Here is a 26,049-nt window from a genome sequence, read left to right on the forward strand (position 1 = left end):
AGGACTCGGGGGTGGTGTCCTTGTCTGCTACGGGGTCTGTGGGGATGGTGCTTGTTTCCAAAATGTCTCCAGTCCAGTTCGGACAGCCTCGACGTCGTCGGGGGTGCCCATGATTTCAAAGCGGTAAAGAACCTGTGTGCGGCTGGGCGCCGCTGCGTCATCGGCTGCCAGCTTGGCGGCTATGACGTCTCCTGCCAGGCAGTAGGAGTCGTGAAAGTTGGTGTTTCCGGCGGCGATGATTCCCCGGATGAGGCGTCTGTTCGATTCGACGTTGAGGAACTTGATCACCTGTTTCGGCACGGCGCCTTTCGCTCCTCCGCCCCCGTAAGTGGGGACGACGAGGACGTAGGGCTCGGTGGCGATCACGGTGTCGTCCTTGGTTTTCACCGGCAGCCTGATGGCCGGGATGCCGAGTTTGGCGACGAAACGGTGGGTGTTCTCGGACGTCGACGAGAAGTAGATCAGGTTGGGCACGGTCGCACCTTCCGAACGGGCACTGCCGTGTTGTGGGGGCTTATTGTTCTCTATGCGCTCTCCTGCGTGACGGCGTTTCCCGACCGCTGGTGAGCCTGCTCCAGATGTCTGGCGGCGACGCCGAGGAGCCACGGGTTCAAGCGGACATCCACCCCAGGGGAGGGCGGCCGCGCCTTCAGGTGCACATCGGCCGTGCCGGGACCGTCGAGGTAGATCAGGGCACGGGAAACGTCCTCCAGGAATGAGAAGGCCTCCCCGGCGTCCTCGAAGCGCAGTCCGGCTGCGTACGCGGTGTTGTCGAAGAGTCCGCTGCAGTCGTAGAGGTCCGGTGTGCCGGCGGAGAGCACGGTCACCCGGTAGCCCCTCGCTTCGAGGGCGGCTTTCAGCCGTTCCATCCCTGCGTCAGTCTCTGCCTGTGCCGCAGCTGCTTTGGCGCGCGTCCTGGCGAGCCAGTGGTCGAAGCCGCAGGCGATCGTTGCCCGGCGCCGAAGCAGCGAGTTGAACATGGGGTCCTTCTGGTAGCAGTGCACTGCCGGGACTCCCTGCAGCTTCCACTATGTGTGCGGCAGGCCAAGGATCTCTCTTCAGGCGATGCCCAAGCCCTTGTAGAGGCCGCGGACCGTCTTTGCACCTTCGCGTCGGGCAATGGCCAGGACAACTTCAGCGCAGGCCAGCGCATCGGCCCCGGAGTCGTGCTTCTCGAACTCAGGCAGTCCAAGCGCCTCGGCGACCAGGTGCAGGCGGGTCTTGGGAAGACGGAGAGCCGTGCGGGCAAGGACTTCACTGCAGCGCAGCTCGTTGGTGAGGGCGGGAAGCTTCAGCTCCCGGACGGCGCTGGTGAGCACTGCCCGTTCGTATTTCATGTTGTGGGCGATGACGGGGTCTGCCCCGAAGATCCTGGAGAGGCGTTCCATGGAGTCCTTGAGCGAATCCCCTGCTGCCGCCATTGCCGGCGTGATCCCGTGGATGCGCTGGGCATAAGGATCGAAGGCATCCGCCCCGCGTTCGGGACGGATCAGCCATGTGCCGGTACTCCTGACGAGACCGTCGCGCACGGAGGCGAAACCAACCGAGATGACCGAGAGGCGGTCGGAGTTGGCAGCTTCGAAGTCGACGGTGGTGAAGTTCAGCCCGGGGATCGTATCCATACCCACTATGTGTGCGGCAACCCGCCTTGCTCTGCTCGCGGAGGGAGCCTGCTGAAGACCTTCCGTGCCCGGTCCGCACACATAAGGAAAGAGAGAACCCGACGATACGAAAGCTGAACCTATGCCGCCAGCCCTCCCTGCCCTCACCCACACCAGGCCACTGGTCGCGGACGAACCCATCAGTGCCGCAGCTGCTGCACGGCTGGCCGGCATCTCCCGCCACGCCGTCGACAAGCTCGTGTCAGCCGGATACCTCCGCCTCGTCCGTCCCGACGTTGAAGCACTCCTCCGCCGCCCCTTTGTCGCAGCCGGAGGGGCCCTTCCCGTCATCCAGACCGATGCCGCACAGAGAGACGGTACGTGGCGCCCCTATGCCGGGGACTCGGTCACGCTCTCCGATGCCGACTGGCTGCTGGCACAGTCCGGGGACTGGACCGGGGTCAATTCCAAGGCCGTCGTTGACACCGGGTATCTGCTCGTCGGTCTGGGCGGCGTCGTCACCGGCGCTGTCCGCGTCCATGGCCGTGCTCCCGGAGCCCCGGCCGGCAAGGTCCGCTGGAAGCTCAGCCTCATCGGCCGGCTGGAAGGGACGCTGAAGGAAGACCGGATCCGTTTCGGTGCCGAAACCACCCCCGACGAGGAGAAGTTCGTCCTGGACACCGCCGGTATGAGGTACCCGGCCAAACGCGGCGGGGCATTCACCTGGATTTAGCACCCGGAGCCCCCTGATTCCCAGCATTTATACGGCAGGAACGGGGGCTCTCACGCGCACCGGAATTGTTACGCCGAAGCCCTTTTTATGACATTCCCGGGCACATTATTTTGTCCGGCTACAGCATTTATGCGGCCAGTAAAGTATCTGCCTCGCTCATGCGGCGGTAAGCATCCGTCCAGGCCTCCAGGGGCGCTATCAAGGCGGGATAGCCGGGGCCGCGGAGCAGGCCCACCCGTTCGAGCCTCTGCCAGGGCCGGTATCCGTGCGGTCCGGCATCATCGCGCACCCAGGCGAGGGCCTTCGAAACGATGGCGAACTCCGCCACCGGATCCATTCCTCCAGGCCATGCGTCCAGGGCCGTACAGGCCAGCCAGCGCACCTGATTCGCCCGTGTACCAAGGATCGGGACCATTCCCAGCGCATACGGAACCCTGCCGTTGGCTGCCTGTTTCACCGAGTCCTCAGCCGAGGAACGGATCGCCTGTCCCATGTCCTTCTTGGCACGGACCTGAACGGCTGTGTCAGGCAGGACGGAGAGGTCCCCGATGTCGTCTTTGCGGCCGGCGCCGAGCATTCTCATCGGGTTCTCGACGGCGAATTCCGGCAGAAGCTCCACGAGGGCCGTGACAGCCTCCCGTTCGAACCGGTCGCCCTTGTTCTTTGCTGAATTTCCCATAGTGCTCTCTATGCCCGTCGAACGCTGACGGCGCTTGTGGCATTGTCTACGCATGTTGGTTGGCAGAGGCCATCACGACTACAAATCAGGGGTAAATCCACCAATGGACATCAAACGCCGGCAGCTGCTCACCGCACCGGGTGAAGGACTGCTTCTCGCTAAATCAGCCCTCGACGCCGTTGAGCGCTTCTCCGACTGGCAGACCGCCACAGGCCTGCACCCCTCCCGCTTCGTGTTCGGTGAACTCTGCTCCGTTCCGCTGCCCGTCTACACCGCAGTGGCACCGGGCAGGCGCCAGTTCTCCGAGGTCAACCCCGAAGTCATGTGGCACCCGCTCTTCTGGCTTCCGCCGACGATCGCAGGCCGCTACAACCTGCCGACCGGACCGAACGGCGAGCTGGAACCGGAATCCAATGCCCTCTGGTCCCTCCGCGTCGCACTGGAACTGACCGCTTCAGGCCTGTACAGCCAGGACGAAGGCTGGTTGGACATCCTCCACACCGTGAACATCGACGTCGACAGCGAAGCCGACCTGGCACGGATCCGCGAGTGGCAGGCCGGCGGCCACGACGACCTCCTGGACTCCATCGACCTTGGCCCGTACCTGCACCTGGAGGAGAACCCGAACTGGGCCCTGCAGTCCGCCCTGGCACTGGAGGAACCGGCAACCCAGGCGCAGTGGGCGATCGTGGCCGACTCCCTCATGGAGATGATCTGGGATGCCCGGGAAGACAAGACGAGCAACCTTCCCGAATACCGTGGAGACCTGCTGCTCGTGAGCGAACTGGCCGAGGTACAGCTCACCCATGTACCCACCGAAGGCAACACCGCCGAAGAGTTCTGGGCCAGCATCACGGAAGCACTCCGCGATGAGTCCTACAGCACCAAGCAGGCGCTCACCGAAGGTCCGGTCCTCATGGCCGAGGAATGGCTGCGCATGACCCGCGACACCTTCTGGGAATCCGTCACCGACCTCCAGACCCTCCCGGCAGCCGGATGACCGGCCCCTCCCCGTCGTACATCCCGTTCGATGCGCGCCTGAACGTCGACGGGACCGTCAACATCTTTGCTGACGGCAACCCGCTTCCCGGCGGCCAGGGCCTGAGCACCGAGGCAGTCCTTCGTGTCCTGTCGCGGTACGCCCGCGAGAACGGGACGGTACTGATGACGACCGTCCAGCTCAACGGCAGGATCACCCGGGACCTCATCGACGGGTCTGGAAGCGCTGTCCCCTATTACGTGCCTGCCGAGAAGGCGATCGTGGAGGACCTCGTTGAACCGGCCGCCCCCGAGGACGAAGAGCTGCTGCTGGCTTCCCTGAAGACCCGCGGCGCCGGTGCGGAACCTGCCCCAGAGTACGTTCCGCAGCGCCTCCAGGCCCGGAGGGTGCGTCCCCTTGAAGCTGTGGAAGAGATTCCGGACTTCGACGTCGAAGGTGACATCCGCAAGGCCATGGCCTCTCAGAAGACGCCGGCGAACATGCGCGTGATCGTGCTGGTCATCATCGGGGTCGTCGTTGCCGCTGCTGCTGCCGCCGTGTTCTACGCAGTCTCCGGCTCGCTGCTCTCGGTCGGGCTTCCCCTGTCTGAAGGGCTCCCGTCCGGCGTACCCGTATAGGGCCCGCATTCCGCTTTACCGGACCCGTCCGGCCGTCCCCACGGCCGGGCGGGTATCTTTCTGCTCTGTTCCGCACACATAGCAGCTGCCGGAGTACCGGCACCAGGGTCCGGCCCCACTCAGCCGGTCCGCCTTTCGGGCATATGGGCATCAGGCCCGCCCCACAGCAAAAGGAACACCATGAGCACCTTCATCAACCTGCGCGGCTATGGCGAACACACCAGGAACAACCTCACCGTTATCACCGAAGCCCTCGCCCGGGCCGCCGAATACGGGCAGGATGCGCTGGCCCTCACCGACGCCCGCACACTGGCCGGAGTCCCCACCTTTGTCCGTGAAGCCAAGGCGGCAGGCATCAAACCGATCATCGGCATGGAGATCTCCCTGGCAGCGTCAGGGGACCGGCTCTATGTGCACCGCCCCACCGAGGACTCGCCCCTCTTCCACAACGTCACCCTCCTGGCCCGCACGCCCCGCGGCTGGGAGAACCTCGTGGCCATCAACAACGCGACCCAGGACCCGGCCCATGCCCGCCCCGTCGCCGACCTCCCCCTGCTGGCCCGGCACAGTGAAGGGCTCATCCTCCTGACCGGCGGAATGGACGGCCCCGTTGCCGAACCCCTGGCACGCGGAGAGCACGACCTCGCAGAGCGGAACCTCAAAGCGCTCACCGGCATCTTCGGACCCGGAAGCATCTTCCTGGAGATCACCTGCCAGAAGGTCCCCGGCGAATGGAAGATCGCCGGTGAGCTGCAGCGCCTCTCTGAGCAGTTCATGGTTCCCGCCGTGGCCACAAGCGCCTTCTCCTATGTGGATGCATCATCCGCACGCTTCCATGTCGCCCTTGCCGCCTCGGATGCCAGCCCGAAGGAAGCCTGGCGGGAACCGGTCCGGGTCCCTGACCTGTCGCTGCGCTCCGAGGAACAGATGCGCGCCGCAAACCGGGAGAACCGCTTCTGGCAGGCAGCGGTCGACATGACCTCCGCGGTCGCCGCCACCATCGAAGACAGTGTCCTGCCCGAACCGGTCCTGCCGAAGATGCCCTCCCACCGCCTTCCCAACGGCTACCGGGACCCCATCGTCCTGCTCCGTGACCTTGCCGTGGCCGGGCTCAATGACCGGGACGGGTGCACGACACCGGAAGGCATGTGGCGCCTGGACGCCGAGCTTGACCTGATCGCCGAGGCCGGAGCAGCCAAGTACTTCCTCCTCCTGCATGGCCTGGTCAGCCACCTGCGCTCCCGCGGCATCACTGTCGGACCCGGACGCGGCAATGCCGGATCGAGCCTCCTGCTCTATGGGCTGGGCGTTACCGACGTCGACCCCTTTGAGAGCGGACTGCGCTTCGAGTCCTTCCTGGTTCCGGAGAGGGGGCTGCCCGTCTTCGACCTGGAGCTGGAGCACAGCGGCATCGACGAAGCGGTCAAGTACCTGGCAGGGCGCTACGGAAAGCGCAGCGTCGCCAGGCTCTCCTCCGCCATCCGGAACAGCGACAGGAAGGCTGAGCGGATGGCCGGACAGATCATGGGGCGCCGCTCCCGCCCTGCGGACGATACCGAGGCAGCGGACCTGGCCGAAGCCCTGACCGGCCGCGTCCACTCCGTCACCACCCACCCCACAGCCGTGGCTGTCTCCTCCGTTCCGCTGGGCGGGGCGTTTCCGCTGCGGGCACCCCGCTCCTACGACAACCCGGATGTGCCCGTGCTGGCATGGAACCGGCAGGACATTGAAGGCTCCGGCCTGCTGGTCATCAACCTTCTCGGCCTGCGTTCCCTGACACCCATGGGGGCTGCCATGAAGGCTGCTGCCACAGCGCCGCGGGCCGGCGGACAGACCTGGGTCATACCGCGCTCTTCCCGCGGTGACCTGCCCTCGGTCCGGAACGCGTGGTGGCTGCTGTACAGGCAGGACCTTCCCGGCCTGAAGATCGCCGCACAGGAGCTGAAGAACATGCTCAACGCGGGCAGGACGATGAACCTGACCGAGCTCACGAACCTTGTCGCCGTCTCACCGCGGGGTTCACAGGCCATGAAGATGTACCTGGCGTCATCGGCCGAACCCGCCCGCGGCACGGCTACCGCCCTGTCCATCCTGTCCCGGGCCACTGCGGACTCCCGCGGGATCCTGCTCTACCGCGAGCAGATCGCCGACGCCGCCGCATGGGCTGCCGGATACACGGTCGCTGACGGTTTCCGTCTCGCGGAGGCGCTGGCGGAAGCATCCCCGGAGCGTACGGAAGCTGAACGCGTGCGCTTCACCGCCGCCGTCGAGGCTCACCTGGCCCCGGAAGCACGCCGCCCCGGAGAGGCAGAGGCCCTGTTCGCTGTGCTTGCCGCCTCCGCACCGGGCGCACGTTCGAAGGCGCACGCAGCAGGGATTGCCCTCCGGGCGTTCAACCAGGCCTGGCTGATGTCCTCCTTCCCCGGGCAGTACGGCAGCGCCGCCGCCTGATGATCACAGGGATGCCCGTCCGGTACAGGTTTGAGCCGGGCGGGCATATTTCTGCCCTCTGCCGCACACATAGGAAACATGAAGGTTTCAGCGCCGCACACCGGCTCCGCCAGGGCACGACAGCACCCGTCAGCGGCCTGGGCGCATAGGAACAACTAGGGCGTTCGCCCTCCCCCACTCTTTGAACACGGGTCAGCAGGCCCATTTTCAGGCAATAAAGCAGGAGACACGTGACTGATGAACCACAGCCGGACGGCAGCGGCTTCGTACACCTTCACAACCACACCGAGAACAGCTCGCTCGACGGCCTGACCCGCGTCAAGTCGGCTCCCCGCACTGCCGCGGCACTCGGACAGAAAGCCCTGGCCATCACCGACCACGGCTCCCTCGCTGCTGCCTGGAAGTTCCAGAAGTACTGCCTGGAGGCCGGCATCAAGCCGATCATCGGCAACGAAATGTACATGGCCATCGGGAGCCGCTTCGAGCGCAACTTCGAGACCGTGGTCAACGACGATGACAACGCCTCCGACGCCGACGAAGGCAAGGAAAAGGTCAAGCGCTACATGCACCTGACCGTCCTGGCCCGCAACGAAGCCGGATGGAAGTCCCTGCTCGCCCTGCACAACAAGGCCGAGGCCTCCTACTGGTACAAGCCCCGGATCGACTTCGACCTGCTCGATGAGCACGGTGACGGTCTCATCATCCTCACCGGCTGCCTCGGCGGCCCCGTTGCAGGACCCCTGGCCCGCGCCGGAGCTATCGACAAAGGCTTTGAAGCTGCGCGCACCGAGATCGCATCACTGCTGGGCACCGACGACACCGACGAGCTTGCAGCTGCCCTTGCCGCCGATGTGTCCGCCTACGCCGCCAGGAAGAAACGCCTGGCCGAAGCTGCAGCCGAAGGCGTGACCGGCGCCCAGCGCACCGCCCTTGAAGAGGCCGTAAAGAATTTCGTGCCGGCCATCGCCGACGGCGCCGGGGACGAACTGGCCGCGGACCTGACGCAGATCATCACCCGGCTGCCCGGCATCCCCGAGGACGCCGCCCGGGCCCGCACGGAAGCACGCTCCAACCTGGACCGCCTCATCGGAGCCGTCGGCCGGGAACACGTCTTCCTGGAAGTGATGCACCACGGCATCAAGGCCGAGACCCATGCCTTCCGTGAGCTGCGCATCCTCTCTGAGGAGACCGGCATCCCGCTGGTGGCCACCAACGACTGCCACTACGAACACGCCGAAGATGCCCGTGCGCACGACGGCTTCCTCGCCGTGGGCGTCAAGCGTTCCCTGGATGACCCCAAGCGCTTCAAGTTCAACGGCACCCCGGACTACTACCTGAAGTCCGAAGCTGAAATGCTCGATGTGCTCGGCAACCTGAAGAACAAGAAGGCTGCCGCAGCCTGGCGCCAGGCCGTCGCCAACTCCGTCATGGTCGCTGACCTGTGCGATGACAAGGTCATCCCGGACCCGCGCATGCGCCTGCCCAAGTTCCCCGTGCCCGCAGGCTTTGAATCCGAACGCGCCTACCTGCACCACCTCGTGAAGGAAGGTGCCGTCGAACGTTACGGCACCGACCCGGTCACCGGTGAGCGCCGCGCGCTGCCTGCCGCGGTGAAGGAGCGGCTGCGGATGGAAGAGAACATCATCTGCGACATGGGCTTCCCCGCCTACTTCCTGATCGTGTGGGACATGATTGCCTGGGCCCGGTCTGATTACACCCCGCAGGACTGGGTGGACCTGCATGCCGGCAAGCCTGTTGACGACGCCACGCGCACCCGGAAGAAGCCCATCGTTGTGGGTGTCGGGCGCGGTTCGGCTGCAGGTGCCGCCACCTCCTACTGCCTGAAGATCGTCGGCGTGGATCCGCTGGAGAACCACCTCCTCTTCGAGCGCTTTCTGGAGCCGGGACGCGCCGGCATGCCCGACATCGACGTCGACTTCGAGGCCGCCCGCCGCAGCGAGGTGTTCGCCTACGTTGGCGTCCGCTGGGGCGATGCGATGGTCGCCCACATCGGCACGTTCGGCATGGCCCTGTCCAAGGCTGCCGTCAAGGACGCTGCACGCATCCTGAAGCCTTCCGAACCGGCGCCCGAAGTGTTCGCTGCCGCCAAGGCTGCCCGCGCCGCCGGCGACTCCAAGAGAGCCGCCTCCATCACTGCCGAGGCGTACGCGAAGATCAACCGCCGGGCCGCGGACATCCAGCGTCTGGGCAATAAGCTCTCGGACCTGATTCCGTCTGCGGGCGGCAAGGCCTACTCCTTCGCCCAGCTCGATGACACCTCGGACAACTCCTCGGAAGCGTTCCGGAACCTGGTCAAGGAATCCGGCCAGGACGCGCAGGACATCCTGGAGCTGGCCCGCGCCTTCGAAGGTGTCACGAAGACCGAATCCATCCACGCCTGCGGGTTCATCATTTCCCCGGAACCGCTCGATGAGATCGTGCCCATGCGGTGGAAGTCCCATGCCGCCAACGCAGACCCCAACGCCCCGCGCGTCATCTGCTGGGACGGACCGGACTGTGAAGAGATCGGCCTGCTCAAGATGGACATCCTGGGCCTGACCAACCTCGATATTGCCGCGACGGCACTGGACTTCACGGCCCGCACGACCGGCAACCGGTTCACCATGGAAGAGATCCCGCACCCGAACACCAAGGGCAACGCGATCGTCCAGGGTGCCTACAACCTGCTCGCCCAGGGGCGCACCGGCGGTGTCTTCCAGATGGAATCCGGCGGCATGATCCGTACCGCACAGGAAGTGGAGCCGGAAACCCTCGATGACATTTCGGCCATCGTGGCGCTGTTCCGTCCCGGCCCGCTGAAAGCCGGAATGCACACCTCCTACGCCCGCCGCAAAGCGGGACTGGAGCCGGTCACGTACACCGACTTCACCCACGACCCGGTGGAAACCGAATGGATCGACGGCGTGCTCGGGGCCACCTACGGCATGGCCATCTACCAGGAAACGATCATGCGCCTGTCCACGATTGTCGCCGGCTTCGACGCCTCCCAGCGTTCCCGCCTGCGCAAGGCTATGGGCAAGAAGAAGCAGTCCGAAATGGATGCCTGCTTCACCATGTGGATTGAAGGTGCGCCGAAGGAATTCCGGGACGAGGACGGCAACGTCATCTCCCCGGTGTTCTCCCCCGCGACCGCCCAGAAGCTCTGGGACTTCATCTCCGGTGCCGCCTCCTACCTGTTCAACGCCTCCCACTCTGCCGCCTACGGAATGCTCGCCTACTACACCGCGTACCTGAAGGCTGGCTGGCCGGTGGAATACTCCGCCGCGATCCTGGCTGTGGCAGACAAGGACGACAAGCGCCAGACCGCCCTGACGTCCCTGCACGCGGACGGCATCGAAGTCATGGCCCCGGACGTGAACCTGGCCATGGCCCGTACCGCACCCGTGAACGGTGCTGTCGCCATTGGCCTCAGCGAAGTGAAGGGTGTCGGCGACGCCGGCCAGTACATCGTGGCCGAGCGCGAAGCCAGCGGCCCGTTCAAGGACATGGCTGACCTGCTCCGGCGGGTCCGTGTTCCGGCCGACAACGGCACCGGATTCAGCCGCATCCCGGTCAGCGCCGTGCAGGCACTCATTGAAGCCGGAGCGCTCGACAGCTTCGGCCCGCGGCTGGGGCAGATCATGATGCTCCGTGCCGCCCGCACCGGAGGCCAGCAGCCCGTTGACGCCGAATGGTCCGACGTGGAGTGCTCTGCACGCCAGCGTGCCCGCATCGGAACCAGCCTGGGCATCCACCCGCTGAACTCGCTGAAGGACGAGCTGAAGGCCTGGCAGGCGCCGGGCGGAGGCCGTGTCACTCCCCTGCACCGGATCGCTGACGGCAACGGCGAACCCGTCCTGACCGTCGGCGTCATCTCCTCCTGGGAAGAGAAGGGCTACTCCGGCGGACGCCGGGCCAACTTCTCCCTCGAATCATCCAAGACCACCCTGAACGGGGTCATCTGGGACTTCTCGCTCTCGCGCCTGCGGCGCCAGGGCACCGTTCCGAAGGTCGGCGACGTCGTTGCTGTCTCCGGGAAGGTCAACGTCCGCGTCACTGTCATTGGCGACGAGGAATCCGAAACCCAGGAGACCATCACCACCAAGGAGCTTTCCATCAACGAAGTATGGCCCATCGACTCGGGCACTGAACCTGAAATCAACCTGCCCGCTCCGGTGATCGACTTCGCCGCCAAGTACCGCGAGCTGCGCTCCGGACCAGCCCCGGAACCGGAAAGCCGGCGCAAGGCCCCTGCAGCGAAGAAGACGGCTCCTGCCGCGGACCCTAAGCCAGGCACCGAAGCAGCTGCCCCGGCCAAGGAGCTCGCACCGGTCGTTTCGATGCGCGAGCACCGCGAACGCAAGGGCGGCGACGTCGTTGCCCTCCTCTGCGAGGAATACGAGTCCTCCATGGTCGGTGACCTCCTCTTCGGCAACCCGGCTGTCCTGAAGGCCCATTCCGCTGAAGGGCTTCCCGGCGATGCCGCAACCGAGGCCGGCGTCATCTACCGCTGCCAGCCCGCGTCCGGGGAAACCATCTTCCTCGTCACGGACGGCGGGGATACGGATCCCCGGGACGCCGCCGAATACGCCCGCGACGCCGACGAATCCGAGTGGGAGCCGATCCGCAACGAGAAGTCCAAGCACAAGTACTCCTGGTACCGGCTCAAGACCGATCCGGCGGCTGCTGCAGCCCTCGGCGGGGACGAACGCCTGGCCGGCTAGCCACACGGGGAGAGACCTTCCCGGTGCCGCACACATAGGTGCTGAGAGGTCCGGGAGAACCCGGGCCGAAGACACCAAGACACAAAGGGAACGGGCTGCGCACAGCGGGTCCGCCCCCGGCACCGGAACACGAAGGACAGAAATCCCCATGAGCACCTCCGATGGAATGCAGCAGGCGCCCGAAGACCTCAAGCCGCAGGCAGACACCCTCCTGGCAGCACTTGCCGTGATGGAGCGGTTCCAGCAGCGCGACTTTGTGGCCGTCGACGCAATCGTTGACTCCACCGATCCGCGTGAGCTGGTCATGGGTCTGCTCGATGTCTCCCTGATCCTCACGGACTTCCTGGCAGCCGCATCGCAGGTCTCGAAGGAATCCATTGTGGGCAAGGTCCGCGAGGACGTCCTTGGCCTCGTGAACTCCGGCCGTCTTGGTGCCGGCGTCAGCGGAATCTGATGCCCGGCCTTCCTGGGTGGTGAGACTTTCACGTCCTGCCGCACACATAGGAAGTAAGGAAGGGAAGCCTCCGTTTTAGGCCCCCGACCAGCACCAAAACCTGTGCAGGCGAAACCCGACAGCCGTCAGCGAGTAGCACGCATAGAGATAAGTAGGCCCGGAACATATCCGGTCCTGACACAGCCCCTATGGGCCGACGAAAGGCACCACCTTGTACAACCTCCCCTTCACCGGCAACCTGGTCACCGATCTCAAGCTGATCACCGAAACCAAGTCCGGCACCCCGCGCCTGAACTTCAAGGTCGCCATCAACGAGAACCCGGGCGGCGACCGTGAGAAGGAAGTTACCCACTTCATTCCGTTCACCGCTTTCGGCTCCACCGCTGAGAACATGGCCGCATCGCTGAAGAAGGGCCAGCGCGTCACTGTGATCGCCCGTCTCAAGACCTACGAGAAGGAAGTCCAGATCGACGGTGAGGACAAGTCCATCACCATGATCGGTTTCACTGCTCAGGAAGTCGGCCCGGCCCTGCGCTGGCAGACTGCCGAGGTCTCCAAGGCAGGCGGCACCCGCAAGAGCGCCGACACCTTCGTTGACGACGAAGAGGATGCACCGGCTGCAAAGCCCGCCGCGAAGAAGGCTCCGGCCAAGCGCGCAGCATCCAAGCCTCCCGTCGATGATGAAGACGACGACTTCTAGGCCCGCCTAGAAAAGCCCCGCCGGTCCCCCGTGGACTGTGCGGGGCTTTTCTGCGTCTACGCATGTCCCCCGGTGACCCGCCCCCGCACCGGAAAAGAACACCATGCCACCCGCGCCCGACGAACCCCGGACAGACCTGCTCAGCTTCACGAACGACGTTCCGGGTGCCCTTGGCGGCCTCCTGGATGCGGTACCGGCACCTGTCGTCTTCGTGGCGGCTCTGCTGGCGGTTTTCGCCGTCATGGGCGCTGTGTCCCGCGGCAGGCCCGGCCCCAAAGATCCCACCCGCCTGTTCTCCGCGAACCAGCGCCGTGAAGGATTCGACCGTGCTGGCGGGCAGTGCGAGCTGGGGACGTTCTTCCGGCGGTGCCGGCGTCCGGCCCACCACGGCGACCATTGGTACCCGTGGTCCAAGGGCGGGTCGACGTCGATGGCGAACTTCGTGGCCGCGTGCCGCAAATGCAACCTCTCCAAGGGGGCCAAGGTCCCGGGAAGCTGGGAGACGATGCTCCTGGAGTCCCGGCGCCGCAAGTACTTCCCCGCCGGGGTAAGCACCAAGGCCGGAGAGCGGTTCAGCCAGCGATGACCCGCGTGCCCGTCCGCGGGCAAATGTGGCAGATCAGCGGGCCCTCCGGCTTCGGCATCTGCCTCGGGAACGGGTACTGGTCCGTCCTGGTCCGGAACGGCCCGGAATACACGCTCACCGACACCCTCGCCCCCTTCCCGGTACGCCTGGAGGAACGCCTGCCCCGGTCCATGGCCTGGGCTGACCAGTTCGATGCACTCGCCGCGGCCGAAGGGCTGGACATCTCGTGGGCTGATGAGGTCCACCGCTACCGGGAGCTGGGACTGGCGAAAACGACCGGCCAGACGGGGCACGCGCAGCCTTAGGGAGGCCGGGATCCGGAAATCTGCGCATGTCCCCTGGCATGAGCAATCCTGACGCCCCCGTACCTGCACCTCCCGGTGAATCCGCCGGCGCCGACCAGCTCAAAGCGGACGGCAAGGAAGCGGCACTGCTGGTGGCCAAGGGTGCTGCGACCGGTGGCCTGGCCGGTGCAGCGAAGGGCGCTGCCCAGGCGCTGGTCAAAACGGAAACAGGGCGCAAGGGCATCATGCTCGCCGTCCTGATCCCTGCCATTGCCCTGCTGATCGTCATCGTCATGGTCGTCTCCATGCTCAACACCGGCTCGAACGGCAACAGCACCGTGGACGCCGGGCACGCCAGTGCCGCCATCCAGGCCGGAATGCAGGACATAGAGGATGACAGCAAGCTGCGCACCATCCGGGATGCGGCCGAAAAGACCGGTGTCAGGTGGGAAATCCTCGCTGCGATCGTCGCCCAGACCGAGGAACGCACCTCAGGCAAGGGAACCGGCCCGTACGGCATCGACATGGACAAAGCCGGGACCGGCACCGCAGGAGATGAAACCCTCCCCGACGGAACCCCCGCCAAAATCTCCGAGGAGGACGCCCAGGACCTGTACAAGGCCGGAGTCTTCGTAGGCCAGCTGCTCTCCCACAGCAACGAACACACCGTCAACCAGCTGCAGAACCCCTCCCTGGACGCCGGCGTCACAGACGTGCGCGGCGAAGAAGGCAGCGGGCCCACCCGCAAGCTCTCGGACGAGGACCAGTCCCGGGAAGCCCAGGCCCGGGTCAAGGAGCAGTACCTGGTCTCCCTGCGGACCCTGCCCCTGAAGGGCAACCCGGACATCTCCGAGAAGGTGTACGAGCTCGCCTCCACCTGGGCGATGGGCAAGACCCGGCAGTGCACCACGGATTCCGTTCAGCTCGGCGGTCAGACGAGCGTTGAACTGAACGAAAAGCAGAAGAAGATCGCTCAGCAGATCATCAACCAGGTCGCCCGGAAGGGCATGTCCGAGCAGGCCGCCGTCGTAGCCCTCGCCACCGCCATGCAGGAGAGCAAGCTGCGCAACTGGTGGAACGTGAAGGTCCCCGGATCCGAGGCGCTCACCGACGACAAGGACGCCCGCGGCCAGGACGGCTACTCCGTGGGCCCGTTCCAGCAGCAGGTCAACGGCAACCAGTTCTCGTGGGGCACCGTCGAGGACGCCATGAACATCTCCAAGTCCGCCGACATGTTCCTGGAGCGGCTGAAGACCATTCCGCACTGGGAGGATCTGCCCGTCAGTGAAGCAGCGCAGGCAGTCCAGGTCTCCGCGTTCCCTGACGAGTACGCGCAGTGGGAGTCCATGGCGCGGCAGCTGGTCGCGGACCTGAAGCCGACCGACGGTGGGTACTCAGACCCCCACGATGACGAGCCCGCCCACGGCGATGCCCCGAACAGCCTGGTGGTCAACCCTGATGCCCACCCGAACACCCGTGCCGTCGAAGCGGCTGTGAAGGACCGGTTCGCTGCCGGTGTGCTGACCTTCTACGACATCGGCGGCAGCCTGGACCACCTCGAGGGCCGGGCAGTGGACATCATGATCAAGGACTACAAGTCTGCGGCCGGCGACCGCGCCGGGGATGAGATCGCCAACTTCCTCATCAAGAACTCCGCAGCGTTCGGCATCGACTACCTCATCTGGCAGGACCGGATCTGGCTGGGCCCCCTGCAGGGCTGGATGCCGTACTCCACCGGCGGCTACGGCGGCATGTACACCGGGAACTGGAACGACACGACCCTGCACAACGACCACGTGCACGTCTCCGTGACCCGGCTGCCCGGAGCCGGCGGCGACTACGTCTACGACCCGGTCGAAGGCGCGGCACCGTCCTGCGTGACCGGCGGCGCCCACGGCATCGCTGTCGGGGACGGTGGAGAAGGCGATGACTACCCGTACCGGGAGCCCGTTGGCGACTGCGCCTGGTGTGAAGGTTCCCGGGACCCGGGAGCGGATCCCTGGAGCCTGTACAAGCGTGAATGCGTCTCCTTCGTGGCCTGGCGCATGAATCAGCAGATGGGCTGGGTCGAAGGCCAGGAGTACCCGTTCACGCCGCCGAAGATGGGCCTGTCCCTGTTCGGCAACGCGGCTCAGTGGAGCTCGAACCTGGCCAGTGCCGGCTACGTCACGGACAACACTCCGAAGGCCGGTGCGATCGCCTGGTGGGGTCCGGGATGGAACGACACGATCGTGACCGGGTTCGCCGGCCACGTAGCAGTTGTGAAGGAAGTTCACGATGACGGTACGGTCACCATCGAGCAGTACAACGCGGCCCCCAAGGAGCACGCGTACTCACAGCAGCGGATCAAGGCGACAGCCGTTCAGGGTTACATCCATGTAGCCGATACCGAGAACTAATACCGGCAGCCGCCGGCGGGCTTATCACCTGCCGGCGGCTGCCCTGCGCACGAACGGAACGAAGGAAGAAGACCCATGGCTGAGAGCCAGAAGAGCCCCGTCATCACTTTTCTCAAGGAGAAGGCGGCACTGATCGCGGTGGTGGCCATCGTCATCATCGCAGCCGTTTATCTGGGGATCACACGCGCCTCGGACACCGACGACTCCGCGGCCGCACCGGAGCCGACGGCCGCTCCCACCGCTGTGCTTGGGGACGCCCCGGACGGCACAGCAGAGACACCCGCGGGTTCCGGGAGCCCAACAGCATCCGAAGGCCCTCAGGACGGCACTGGTGCCCTCCCAGCCCCGACTGCAGCGCCCGAGGAGAACTCCCCAGTAGAGATTCACGTGGGGAACGCCCAGCAGGCCGTGGAAGCATCCGACTGGAGGCCCGTCGCTGACGGTTTCGCTGAAGCCTGGGCCAACCCCGACGGAGGCAAGGATGCCTGGCTGAAGCGCCTGCGCCCCTACGTGACCGACTCCCTCTACCGCAGCTTCGGGTACACCGACATCAGCAACATCCCTGACGACGAGTACCTCAGCTCCTCCCCGATGGAAGAGGGCGGCGGCACCATGAGCTTCCAGTCCCACTTCGTCGACGGCGGCAACCGCTTCAACGGTCTCCTGGAGATCCAGAACGACGGCACGTGGCTGGTGAAGACGATCCGCAGCGGCGGCTCAGACAGCTAGCACACAGGCAAAAAGGAAGGGCCCCGCCACATTCGGCGGGGCCCTTCCTGCGTCTCGGACTGGTGGATCCTAGTAGGTCATTTCCTGGCGGTTGATGACCAGGTTCTCGTTGATCCGGCCCAGGTAGTCCAGTGCTGCCTGCACTTCAGGGTTGGGCTTCGGCGGGAAGATGGAATCCATGGCGTGGACAACCTCGGAGAGGCGGTATTTCTCCTCGATCTGCTGAACAGTGAGTGTCTCGTCGAAGAGCTCAATCTGGTGATTCAGCACCTTCTCGGCCTGCCCCTCGAACTTGTGCTCCCGAGGGCGGTGGCGGTGCATCTGTGCTGCCCGGACGAGCTGGCGTGCATCGTACTTACCGATTCCGTTCGGGCGTTCGCTGTAGATCCGCGGCTTGATGGATTCCTGGTGCGCGTTGAACTCTTCGGTGTACCGGGCCTGGAAAGCTTCGAGCTCGCGCTGGCGCTTCGGAGTCTCGTGCTCTGCCTTCCACTTCTGCGCCCAGGCAGTCATTTCCTCATTGAGGCGCCTGGTGATCTCCTCATTGCGGGAGACGGCGTACGCCTCATGGACCTGGTCGATGATCTCGTCGGGTACCTCGATGCGGGACCAGAAGTCGATGCAGTGCTCGGCTGTCGCGGACGGAGAAGGTTTCAGGAAGGTTCCGTCGCCGCGGTCAAAGAGCCGCACGGGCGACTCTGCGTGGACGGCTCCGACAAACTGCCCGCCAACCGGGACTCCGGCTGGCTGCCGCGGGGCGAATTCTGTGGTCATGAGGTGTGCGGCTCCTTCAGCTGCTGATGATGTTGGTGATGCATTTGATGCCTATTGGGAGTTTATGGGCGGATGGTGCGAGACCGCACCATCCGCCCACTTTCTAGTAGTGGTCGCTGAATCCTTCCGGAGCTGCCCTATTTGCCGGCGCCGATCCGTTTGATGACTCAGAAGACGTCTCGGGTGCGGGTTCCGGTCCGGGACCAACCTGCGGTTCAGGCTGCGTCACCCGGGACTCGCGGCTGCGCTGGCGAAGTGCTGCCTGACGGTACTCGGCAGTCATCTGGTCGTTGGCTGCCTTCCGGCCGAGTGTCCGGCGGTTGGCTTCCTGCACCCCCTTCTTGGCTGCCCAGGCGCCCGCGGCCACTGCCGGGATAGCAAGGGCCGGGGTGGAAGTTGCCAGCAGGAGTCCGGCGCCGGCGACCTTGGCTGTCGTGCGCAGCGGCTTCTGCTTGAACTGGTCCACGGCATTGGAGTACCGGACTGCGGTGACTGCCTTGCTGTTGGCCAGCTTGCTTGCCGCCCCGCCTGCACGCTTGGCCAGGTCCGCGGAGGTGCGGATCGGGTGTGACTGCAGGTTGCCCAGTGTTACGGTCGCGCGGGCTCCGGCAGACTTCACGGCCGCCTTCGCAGCACCGGCGGCTGCACCGGCTGCCTTCAGACCGTCACGGCTGGACTGGACCGGGTTGGAGACGATCCTCTTGCCAGTCTGGCCGGCCTTGTTGATGGCGGACCCGGCAACCATGGCGCCGGCGACCGTTTTGGACAGGGCACCGACAACCTGGGAGCCCGGGGTGACCTCGGGGCTGAGGCCCATTTCAGCGCGCTGATCCTTCCGGAACTGCTTCGCAGCAGCCAGTTCGGCCTTGGCAGCGTCGGCCATGATCTTGCGGTCCGCGGAGGACATCCGGCCCTTGGCAACTTCCGAGTTCGGAGTGTTGCTGGTGAGGAGGCGGTTCTGGATTGCCTCTTCGCCGGACACCATGTGGTTCTGCTCGCTGCTCTTGCCGCGGCGGCCGTTCTGCAGTGCGCCCGGCAGGCCGCCGTCGACGGATCCGGCCGAGGCCCCCTTGGCACCGGAGGGGAGTCCGGCGGGTGCTGCTGCGCCGCGGCGGGGAGCGGTTCCACCGATGCGGCCGCCCGTAGCCTTGCCGAGGACAGAGTTGACACCGCGCTTGCCTGCACCGGTTGCCTTGCTCATGGCCCTGCGTCCTGCGTTGCCGACCTTGCGGTCCATCAGGGCGCCGACACCGCCAAGAGCTGCACCGCCGGCAGCACCGACTGCACCGCCCCAGGCCATGGCTGCGGAGAGCTTGAACGGCGAAGGAACCTTGAGCACCTTGGTGAAGACCATGTGCAGCAGGAAGACCGACAGCAGTGGGGACAGGCCCGACCAGAAGATCGCCACGAGGCTGCCTTCACCGAGGAAGGATGTACCCAGGCTCTGCAGCATGACCGTCAGGATGGAGATCATGGCGAACAGCAGCTGGACGGCAAAGGTGAAAAGGTTGATGCCCAGCAGCGTCTTGAGGTAGTTGCCCATCTTGTCGAACCCGGCACTGGGCATCAGGGCCAGGATGACCATGAAGATGCCGGTGATGATCATGACCACCATGGCGATCTTTGCGATCAGGATCGAGATGGCCAGGAGCCCGAAGACAACCAGCATCGACAGTGCCGAGATGTTGTAGGCGAAGACCGAGGTCATGCCCTGGGAGTTGTTGTTGCCGTGCAGGGTCAGGATGAAGTCCCGCACGTCCAGGGCGTACCGTTCATCGCCCGGTCCCGTGATGGTCCGCTTGACGACCTTGTCCTGGTCGGAATCCCAGTTGAAGGATCCGGCATGGTCGTCATCGGCGGTGAACCAGGAGGCGCAGTCGGCCGGGTTGGCCTTCTTATCCTTGTCACCCTTGCCGGTGAAGTGGTCGGCAACCTTCCAGGATTCCTCCTCGGTCAGGTCTCCGGCGCCACCGGCGTTGGCGAAACGGCAGGAAGCCCAGGCCACCAGGGACTTGTCGGTATCCGCCTTGGAGGACGGGACGAAAGCGATCTGGCTGTAGTTGAAGTTATCCAGGGCCCGCCCCGCCGGCATGATGCGGTTCATCGTGGCCCGGACTGTCGATTCCGAGTTCCCTGCACCGGAGTCAATAGCCTTGTTGGCGCTCATGACACGGGTTCCGGCGTTGTACTCCAGCAGACGGCACCAGGAGTTTTCGTCCAGTTTGGAGTCGCCGAACTGGGCGGTGCGCCAGGTCTGCAGGCCGGTGGTTTCCCACAGTGAAGACATGATGAGCGGGACACCGGAGGCGAGGGATTCCGCCGTGTCTCCGTAAGCGTTCTTGTAGCCCATCTTCAGGGACAGCAGGTAGTTGTCGCACGAAAGCGGGTTGTTCATGTCCATGCTGCCGTCGCCGGTCGTGGAGAGGACCAGTGCGCCGGCAGGTGCCGAAGCCAGCGATGAAACGGTGTCGTTGATGGTAGTCACGATCCAGCCCGGGGACATGAAGCCAGGAGTGTAGGGCTGTCCGGCGGTCGCTTCGCTGTACGGTTTGGAGCTGTCGTTGCTCTTGCCGCCGCCAGTAGAGGCCATGGCGCCTGCAGTCATGGCTGCGAACAGGCCGATGACGACACCCTTCTGGGCGATCTTCTTCCATGGCATCTGGCCGTTCTTCCGGCCCTGAAAGAGCAGGATGACGACGGCCATGACGACCAGGCCTGTCAGGAGGGCAGAGTCCTTGATGGCGTTGCCGATAGTGGCCACGACGCCGTCTGCGGCACCGCCGACCTTGTCGAGCATGCAGAAGTTGATGGCGAACGCGGACATGCCGGTGCCCAGGGACCACATGAAGTTGCCCGAGGACATGCCGGTGGAAATGATCGAGTGGCGCTGCATGAGCTCTGCAGTGTCCGACAGGAAAGTGTTGTCCAGCCGGGAGTGCATGGCCGCGGTTGCATCAGCCCAGCGGTTCACCGGCAGGAGGTCGTTGCTGGCTGCCCGGGAGGATCCGCCGGCGGTCGTGCCGCAGACGGACTGGGTAGTATTCGCCGGGCCCGCGCCGTCGATTCTGGCAGGGGTTTGGATGGAGGCTGCAGCGGTGAGGGCCGGTGCCGGTGCAGCTGATGCTGCCGGCGTGAACCCGAAGGTCAGGATGCCGAGCATCAGCAGCAGAGCCGGTAGGACCCTGGCCACAATGCGTTTGTTCATCGGAGGGATTCCTCAAAGTCTTCGAATGTCGTGAAGTCGGTTTTCCGTGGGCGGTCATCAGGGCCGACCGGTGCGGTGATCTGGCGGATGGTCCCGAACTCTTCGCCGCCGACGTCGATGCGCTGGCCGCAGAGGTAGAACTCGTTGATGTTTGACTTCTTTTTGTCGAAGAAGGTCTGGTATGTCCTCAGGCGCAGGCCCTCTTTTGAGCGGCGTTCAATGAGGTAGAAGGCCAGGGCTTCCGTGACGGCGATCCACAGGAAGGACCACGCATCGAGCATCGGGTAGAAGACCGCGGTGAGGATGCCGCCCGGGACCATGGCGAAGACGGCAATCCAGAAGGTCCGCCATTTCATTTCGACGGTGCCGATGACCGTGGTGCGGTCGGCGCCCGAGGTGCGGCCCGTCATCGGTGTCAGGGAATACAGGGAGTTGATGGCTGACATGGCAGGATCCCTTCATGCCTGAGCCGGGGCGCGATGGCCCCGGCTCAAGGGTTATTCGACCTGGCGGACCAGGCCTACTCGGCTGCTTATCCCGGTGTCGCTGCGTTGATCAGCGAGATGACCACGTTGATGACGAGGTCGAGGATGCCCAGCAGAATCGGGAACAGCATGTCCGGGGCTGCCAGGATGGCGCCGGGGATGAGTGCGCCCCAGAGCGGCTGCGCGCCCTGTCCCATACCGCCTCCGCGGCGGCGGTCCCACGCCCATTTCAGGAGCGCGAAGACCACGAGGATGACGCCGACGATCGTCATCATGTTGGTGATGGTTGGGAAGCCGGCGGTGATAGCCGTCCAGAAGCTCTCCCAGCCGCCCTTTAGGTTGACCGTGGACGCCATCGGGACGGCCGTGGGGATGGTGATCATTTCCTGCCTTTCCTAGAGGTGGTTCCTCTCGTTCTCCGGCCGCGGACCCGTGGTCGGTAGTTCTGCTTAGTCACATGCGTAGACGGGGCTATGACGGCCGGTTTACGCAGCGATCAGGCTCATGAACCGCTGAACTTCCGGATCCTTTTCCAGCCGGCGACGCCCGATTTCGGACAGGTCCCAGCTCGCCAGGGCGGAAGCGCGGACGATGGGGCTGGGGTCTTCGGCAGCCCGTTCGGCGGTCCCGGCATAGCCGGTGTTCACGACTGCGAGCCGGACGGCGGGAGCCTGGGTATGGCTGGAGAGTTCCTCCAGGACGTCGTCGGGGACGACGGGGCTTGATGTGACCTCAGCCCTTACGGCCGGGTCTGCGCTGCGGGCCAGAAGCCTCAGCTGGGCCTGGCCGGCCTCCCTGATGTCAGGGAAGCCGGCGGCCGGGGCAATGCTGACGATGGGTTCGCCGTGGGGTGCTGCGGCGAACTGTCCGCCTGACGGGACCCCCTCGGGGACGCGATTCGGGTTCACCGCGGTTCCTTACTTCTCTGCGTGCTTGTTGTTGGCGTAGGAGATGGCCGACTCCCACATCGGGAGGGCCTTCTCGGCACCGAGGCGCTCAAGCATGTCGACGACCTTTTCCTGCCCTTCGACGTCCAGATCGGCGCCGAACGGGGCGAAGAGGGCTTCGGTGGCTTCGTTGTCGTTGCCGTGGGCCCAGTCGTTGCAGGCTGCCATGATGCCGCCCTCGTGCTTGTTCATCACCGCGCGGTAGCGGGTGACGTGGCGCTGGGACAGGGATCCTTCGCGGGAGAGCGGGACGCCGGTGCCTTCTGCCAGTGCATTCCAGACCAGGCGGCGGGCCTTGGCCTTGCTGGCGACACCCTTTTCGTCCAGTGCATCGAAGGCGCGGTCCATGTAGGAGTCGACCGGGACGTTGCGGGTCTGCTCGACGGCTGCGAGGGTGTCGGCGAAGGAGCCGGACATATCTTCGTTGGAGGTGGCGTCCAGGGAACGTTCGACCGTGAAGGCGATGCGGAAGTTCTTGCCCGGCTTGTGCCGCGGGTCGTGCCAGTTGTCGAGGATGTCCTTCTCGATCGCGTTCTCCTCGGCCGTGGTGGGCATACGCTGCTCGCGGTTGATGATTTCCTGGCAGCGCTCCTCGAAAAGCCGGTACGCGACACGGTTCTCGTGACGGTAGAAGGTCTCCGTAGAGCTGCCGGCCACGTTGGAGGCCATGCCGGTCATGTACTTCTTCCAGTCCTTGATCTCCACATCCCGGGAGACGTTCTCGAACATGCGCACGAGGGCTTCCTGGGCAACGTCATCGACCTCGACCACGTTGGACTTGCGGTTCAGGCCGTAGCGGTCGGCCCAGTAACGGCTGGACTTGTACGCCTGCTGGAGGATCGTTTCGCTCGGTGCGAAGTTCTCCAGCGCGAGAGAAAGGGGTGACTCGGCATGGGCAGTTGCGGCGAACTGCCCGCCCGCGGGAACGCCCTGCGGGACCCGTGCGAAGTTGGTCTTACCGGCTGCCTTTGCTGTATCAGTGCTCATGCCCGTTCTGTGTGCGGCTGCTTCTCGAAATGCGCAGCCAAACGGCCAAATGAGACACGGATCACGGTCTGCTTTTGCGCGGGCCCTTCTCCAGGACATGGAAAACCCCCGCCGCAGAAGGCTGCAGCGGGGGTTTTCGGGTGGAACGGTGGGGCTATGCCGCGGCCTGTTCCTGCGGTGCTTCGGCGACCGTGGTTCCGGCAGCGGCTGCAGTCTTGCCTGCGAGGGCTCCCCCGGCGATGTTGCCCAGGAAGGCGGTCAGGTCCACCCCTGTCATTGCCTTCAGGGACGCCATGGCTTCGGTGCCCATGCGGGTGACCTGCTTGGTGGCGTCCGAGGCGCCGTCCGTGGAGATCACCGTGTAGTTGTCGATAGCTGCAACGGCGCGGGCATTGGCCGCCATGATTGAAGGCATATTCTCGGCCAGCACGTAGGCGATTGCCTCTCCGGTGTAACCGGTCAGTGCGTCGGCCTTGGCCTTCTCAGCTTCGGCGGTTGCGGTACCGATCGCCTTGATCGACTTGCCTTCCGCTTCGCCCTTCAGCTCGGTCGCCTTGGCTTCGGCGATGGCTTCGACCTGCATGGACTCGGCGCGGCCGGATGCTTCCAGGACCGTTGCTGCCTTCTCAGCCTCGGCCATGGTCCTCTTCTCATAGGCACGGCCTTCGGCGTCGGCCTTGGCTGCGTCACGCAGACCTTCAGCATGAACACGGGCAGCGTAGGCCGCGGCGTCGGCCGGCTTCTTTTCGCTGATGTCCAGCTGCTGCTCCTTCACGAGGGCTTCCTCGGCCAGGGCAACGCGCTGCAGACGTGCGATTTCGACGTCCTGCTGGGCCTTCGCCAAATCGTTGGCAGCGTCGGCGATGGCCTGCTGGGTGTCCTTCTCGGTCTGGAAGGCTGCCTTCTTCACTGCCAGGTCCTTGTCCAGGCGGGCGGTCTGCTCTTCCTGGGCTACGCGGGCTGCTTCCATGATCTGCTTCGCTTCGGAGGCGGCAACGGCTGCGATCTGGGCGGCGCGCTCAGTTTCGGGCTTGGAGAGGTTCTCCCAGTACTTCTGGTCGTTGGTCTTGATGTCCTTGATGTTCAGGATGTCGACCTGGATACCCTGCTCGGCCAGCTCCGCCTTGGCGGTATTCAGGACCGCGTCCATGAACTTGGCCCGGTCCGAGTTGATCTCCTGGACGGTCATCGAGCCGATGATCGAGCGCAGGGAGCCTTCCAGGGAGTTCTGAATGGAGGTCTCCAGCTGCTGGTCCGTGTGGGTCAGGAACCGCTGGGCCGACTTGCGGATGTCGGCTTCGGAGTCGGCCAGCTTGAAGTTCAGCGATGCCAGGACGGAGACGTTGATGAAGTTCTTGTCCGGGCCGGTGACGGTCAGTTCCACCTGGCGCTGCTTCAGGGACAGGCGGAAGTCCTGCTGGACGACCGGCAGGACGAGGACCTTGCCGGCGAACGCGATGGTGTCGTTGGAGGAGTCGCGGACGCCGTCGGCGCCGGACTTGGTGGAACCCATCTTCACAATGACCAGGACCTCATCCGGGGCGACTGTGCGCAGGCGGGAGGCCGCATAGCCAAGGATGGCGATGAAGACGATGGCGATGGCTACGAGTGCGAACACTGTGCCTGAATTTTCGAAGCCCAAGAGGGGGCCTTTCTGTTGTGGTGGGGTGCGGCTAGGCCGCGGCGGGGGCTGGTGCGACCTTCACGCGGGAACCGTGCAGTTCTGTCACGACGATGGAGACGCCGGAGCCGATGACCCCGTCGCAGAAGGCCAGGCGTTTATTGATTTCGCGGGGGTGATTCAGCTGGACTTCGCCCAGGGCCCCGGTGATGCGGGTGATGGAGACACCGGTCAGGCCGATGACCTCGTGCGGGACCTGCACTGAAGCCTTCTGGAGCTTGCTGGTCATCCTGCTCACGACGCCTACGGCAGCTGCGAAGAGCACTGCGGCAACTGCGTAGGCCAGCCAGACGGGCCCGTCGTTGCTGAGGACGAGTGCGCCGGAGGCACCGAAGATGGTGAGCCCGGACCCGACGGCCGTGCCGGAGAGGGCACCGTCCAGGACGTCGAGGAAGTCAAAGACGGGGCCAAGCAGCATGGACAGCAGCAGCAGTGCAGCGCCGATGCCGCCCACGATAAGGAAGGCAATCATGGTGTTCTTTCTGGGGTTTGGTATCGGTCCCGGTCAGGCGAACGGGTCGTCGTCGTCAAAGTCGAAGTCGTCCACTGCCGTTTCTGCCGTGGGGGCGGCCGGCTTGGATTCATGGACCGGTGACTGCGGAGGTTCTCCCTTGCCGGCGGTGGCAGCGACCACCTTGGCGGGCTTGCCTTCACAACCGGCACCGACGACGCACTTTGAGGGCACGGTGTCCGCGACGATGATGAAGTGTCCGCATTTAGGGCAGACGGCGGCGGTGGCTGCAGGGTTGATCTTCAGCAGGCACAGCACGTCCTGGTGCCGGGAGATGACATCCAGCTGGGTGTCGGAGAGGTCAAGACTCCTGAAGGTCTTCACGACCAGCGGGTCGCCTGCCTCCATGGCGTCGAGGAGTTCCTGCCAGGTGTTCTGCTTCGTTTTCTTCAGCAGAGCGATACCGAGGCTGACAGCCTGGGACAGCCCGCTGTAGCTGTCACGGGTTTTGAGCCAGCCCATTCAGTTCCTTTCCCGGGCAGGTTCCCTGTGTGCCGCTGCG

24 protein-coding genes are annotated in these 26,049 nt (G+C 65.0%); 11 read left to right on the top strand and 13 right to left on the bottom strand.

Features of this window, described 5'->3' with window-relative positions:
- Nucleotides 1-27: 27 nt before the first annotated feature.
- The 3 genes from nrdI to NF551_RS18105 all read right to left on the bottom strand — a co-directional run bounded on the left by nrdI (nt 28) and on the right by NF551_RS18105 (nt 1,622).
- Nucleotides 28-474 carry a class Ib ribonucleoside-diphosphate reductase assembly flavoprotein NrdI gene (gene nrdI / locus NF551_RS18095; protein ID WP_227897477.1) on the bottom strand — a complete coding sequence of 149 codons (447 nt, stop codon included), beginning with the start codon at nt 472-474 and terminating at the stop codon, nt 28-30.
- A 50-nt stretch (nt 475-524) separates the two neighbouring features.
- Nucleotides 525-980 (bottom strand): hypothetical protein, encoded by a 456-nt coding sequence (locus NF551_RS18100; RefSeq protein ID WP_227897476.1) that lies wholly within the window; start codon nt 978-980, stop codon nt 525-527.
- A 78-nt stretch (nt 981-1,058) separates the two neighbouring features.
- Nucleotides 1,059-1,622: an exonuclease domain-containing protein gene (locus NF551_RS18105; RefSeq protein ID WP_227897475.1), complete on the bottom strand. Its 564-nt coding sequence runs from the start codon at nt 1,620-1,622 to the stop codon at nt 1,059-1,061.
- Between the two features lie 121 nt (nt 1,623-1,743).
- Between NF551_RS18105 and NF551_RS18110 the strand changes: the two genes are divergently transcribed.
- Nucleotides 1,744-2,334 (top strand): hypothetical protein, encoded by a 591-nt coding sequence (locus NF551_RS18110; protein ID WP_227897474.1) that lies wholly within the window; start codon nt 1,744-1,746, stop codon nt 2,332-2,334.
- A 127-nt stretch (nt 2,335-2,461) separates the two neighbouring features.
- Here the strand turns inward: NF551_RS18110 and NF551_RS18115 are convergent, their stop codons facing one another.
- Nucleotides 2,462-3,013: a hypothetical protein gene (locus tag NF551_RS18115; protein WP_227897473.1), complete on the bottom strand. Its 552-nt coding sequence runs from the start codon at nt 3,011-3,013 to the stop codon at nt 2,462-2,464.
- 103 nt (nt 3,014-3,116) lie between these two features.
- On the opposite strand from NF551_RS18115, the gene NF551_RS18120 reads away from it, so the two are divergent.
- From NF551_RS18120 to NF551_RS18165, 10 genes are all read left to right on the top strand, one after another.
- Nucleotides 3,117-4,013, top strand: coding sequence for a hypothetical protein (locus NF551_RS18120; protein ID WP_227897472.1), 897 nt, complete (start codon nt 3,117-3,119; stop codon nt 4,011-4,013).
- The gene (locus tag NF551_RS18125; protein ID WP_227897471.1) at nt 4,010-4,630 is read left to right on the top strand and encodes a hypothetical protein; all 621 of its coding nucleotides are present in this window, start codon (nt 4,010-4,012) and stop codon (nt 4,628-4,630) included. The genes NF551_RS18120 and NF551_RS18125 overlap by 4 nt, the downstream gene beginning before the upstream one ends.
- Nucleotides 4,631-4,810: 180 nt before the next feature.
- Complete coding sequence (locus tag NF551_RS18130; RefSeq protein WP_227897470.1) at nt 4,811-7,081, top strand: PHP domain-containing protein; 2,271 nt, start codon at nt 4,811-4,813, stop codon at nt 7,079-7,081.
- 230 nt (nt 7,082-7,311) lie between these two features.
- Entirely contained in the window at nt 7,312-11,805 is a 4,494-nt protein-coding gene (gene dnaE / locus NF551_RS18135) for a DNA polymerase III subunit alpha (protein WP_227897469.1), read from the top strand.
- 148 nt (nt 11,806-11,953) lie between these two features.
- The gene (locus tag NF551_RS18140) at nt 11,954-12,259 is read left to right on the top strand and encodes a hypothetical protein (protein ID WP_227897468.1); all 306 of its coding nucleotides are present in this window, start codon (nt 11,954-11,956) and stop codon (nt 12,257-12,259) included.
- A gap of 211 nt (nt 12,260-12,470) precedes the next feature.
- On the top strand, nt 12,471-12,959 hold the full coding sequence (locus NF551_RS18145; RefSeq protein WP_227897467.1) for a single-stranded DNA-binding protein: 489 nt from the start codon (nt 12,471-12,473) through the stop codon (nt 12,957-12,959).
- A 103-nt stretch (nt 12,960-13,062) separates the two neighbouring features.
- Complete coding sequence (locus tag NF551_RS18150; protein ID WP_227897466.1) at nt 13,063-13,545, top strand: HNH endonuclease; 483 nt, start codon at nt 13,063-13,065, stop codon at nt 13,543-13,545.
- Nucleotides 13,542-13,850, top strand: a complete 309-nt coding sequence (locus NF551_RS18155) for a hypothetical protein (protein WP_227897465.1) — start codon at nt 13,542-13,544, stop codon at nt 13,848-13,850. The genes NF551_RS18150 and NF551_RS18155 overlap by 4 nt, the downstream gene beginning before the upstream one ends.
- 38 nt (nt 13,851-13,888) lie before the next feature.
- Nucleotides 13,889-16,228, top strand: a complete 2,340-nt coding sequence (locus NF551_RS18160; RefSeq protein ID WP_227897464.1) for a CHAP domain-containing protein — start codon at nt 13,889-13,891, stop codon at nt 16,226-16,228.
- Nucleotides 16,229-16,303: 75 nt separating this feature from the next.
- On the top strand, nt 16,304-16,957 hold the full coding sequence (locus NF551_RS18165; RefSeq protein ID WP_227897463.1) for a hypothetical protein: 654 nt from the start codon (nt 16,304-16,306) through the stop codon (nt 16,955-16,957).
- Between the two features lie 69 nt (nt 16,958-17,026).
- Here the strand turns inward: NF551_RS18165 and NF551_RS18170 are convergent, their stop codons facing one another.
- The 9 genes from NF551_RS18170 to NF551_RS18210 all read right to left on the bottom strand — a co-directional run bounded on the left by NF551_RS18170 (nt 17,027) and on the right by NF551_RS18210 (nt 26,009).
- Nucleotides 17,027-17,731: a hypothetical protein gene (locus NF551_RS18170; protein WP_227897462.1), complete on the bottom strand. Its 705-nt coding sequence runs from the start codon at nt 17,729-17,731 to the stop codon at nt 17,027-17,029.
- 103 nt (nt 17,732-17,834) lie between these two features.
- The gene (locus tag NF551_RS18175; protein ID WP_227897461.1) at nt 17,835-20,936 is read right to left on the bottom strand and encodes a tripartite tricarboxylate transporter TctB family protein; all 3,102 of its coding nucleotides are present in this window, start codon (nt 20,934-20,936) and stop codon (nt 17,835-17,837) included.
- Nucleotides 20,933-21,382 carry a hypothetical protein gene (locus NF551_RS18180; RefSeq protein ID WP_227897460.1) on the bottom strand — a complete coding sequence of 150 codons (450 nt, stop codon included), beginning with the start codon at nt 21,380-21,382 and terminating at the stop codon, nt 20,933-20,935. The genes NF551_RS18175 and NF551_RS18180 overlap by 4 nt, the downstream gene beginning before the upstream one ends.
- An 86-nt stretch (nt 21,383-21,468) precedes the next feature.
- Nucleotides 21,469-21,804 carry a hypothetical protein gene (locus NF551_RS18185; RefSeq protein ID WP_227897459.1) on the bottom strand — a complete coding sequence of 112 codons (336 nt, stop codon included), beginning with the start codon at nt 21,802-21,804 and terminating at the stop codon, nt 21,469-21,471.
- A 102-nt stretch (nt 21,805-21,906) separates the two neighbouring features.
- Nucleotides 21,907-22,329 (bottom strand): hypothetical protein, encoded by a 423-nt coding sequence (locus NF551_RS18190; RefSeq protein WP_227897458.1) that lies wholly within the window; start codon nt 22,327-22,329, stop codon nt 21,907-21,909.
- A gap of 9 nt (nt 22,330-22,338) precedes the next feature.
- Nucleotides 22,339-23,355, bottom strand: a complete 1,017-nt coding sequence (locus tag NF551_RS18195) for a hypothetical protein (protein ID WP_227897457.1) — start codon at nt 23,353-23,355, stop codon at nt 22,339-22,341.
- A gap of 154 nt (nt 23,356-23,509) precedes the next feature.
- Nucleotides 23,510-24,973 (bottom strand): SPFH domain-containing protein, encoded by a 1,464-nt coding sequence (locus tag NF551_RS18200; RefSeq protein ID WP_227897456.1) that lies wholly within the window; start codon nt 24,971-24,973, stop codon nt 23,510-23,512.
- A gap of 55 nt (nt 24,974-25,028) precedes the next feature.
- Entirely contained in the window at nt 25,029-25,508 is a 480-nt protein-coding gene (locus NF551_RS18205; protein WP_227897455.1) for a hypothetical protein, read from the bottom strand.
- A gap of 33 nt (nt 25,509-25,541) precedes the next feature.
- Nucleotides 25,542-26,009, bottom strand: a complete 468-nt coding sequence (locus tag NF551_RS18210; RefSeq protein ID WP_227897454.1) for a hypothetical protein — start codon at nt 26,007-26,009, stop codon at nt 25,542-25,544.
- Between the last annotated feature and the right edge of the window lie 40 nt (nt 26,010-26,049).

Source organism: Arthrobacter caoxuetaonis, from assembly GCF_023921125.1.
Classification (GTDB): Bacteria; Actinomycetota; Actinomycetes; order Actinomycetales; family Micrococcaceae; genus Arthrobacter_B; species Arthrobacter_B caoxuetaonis.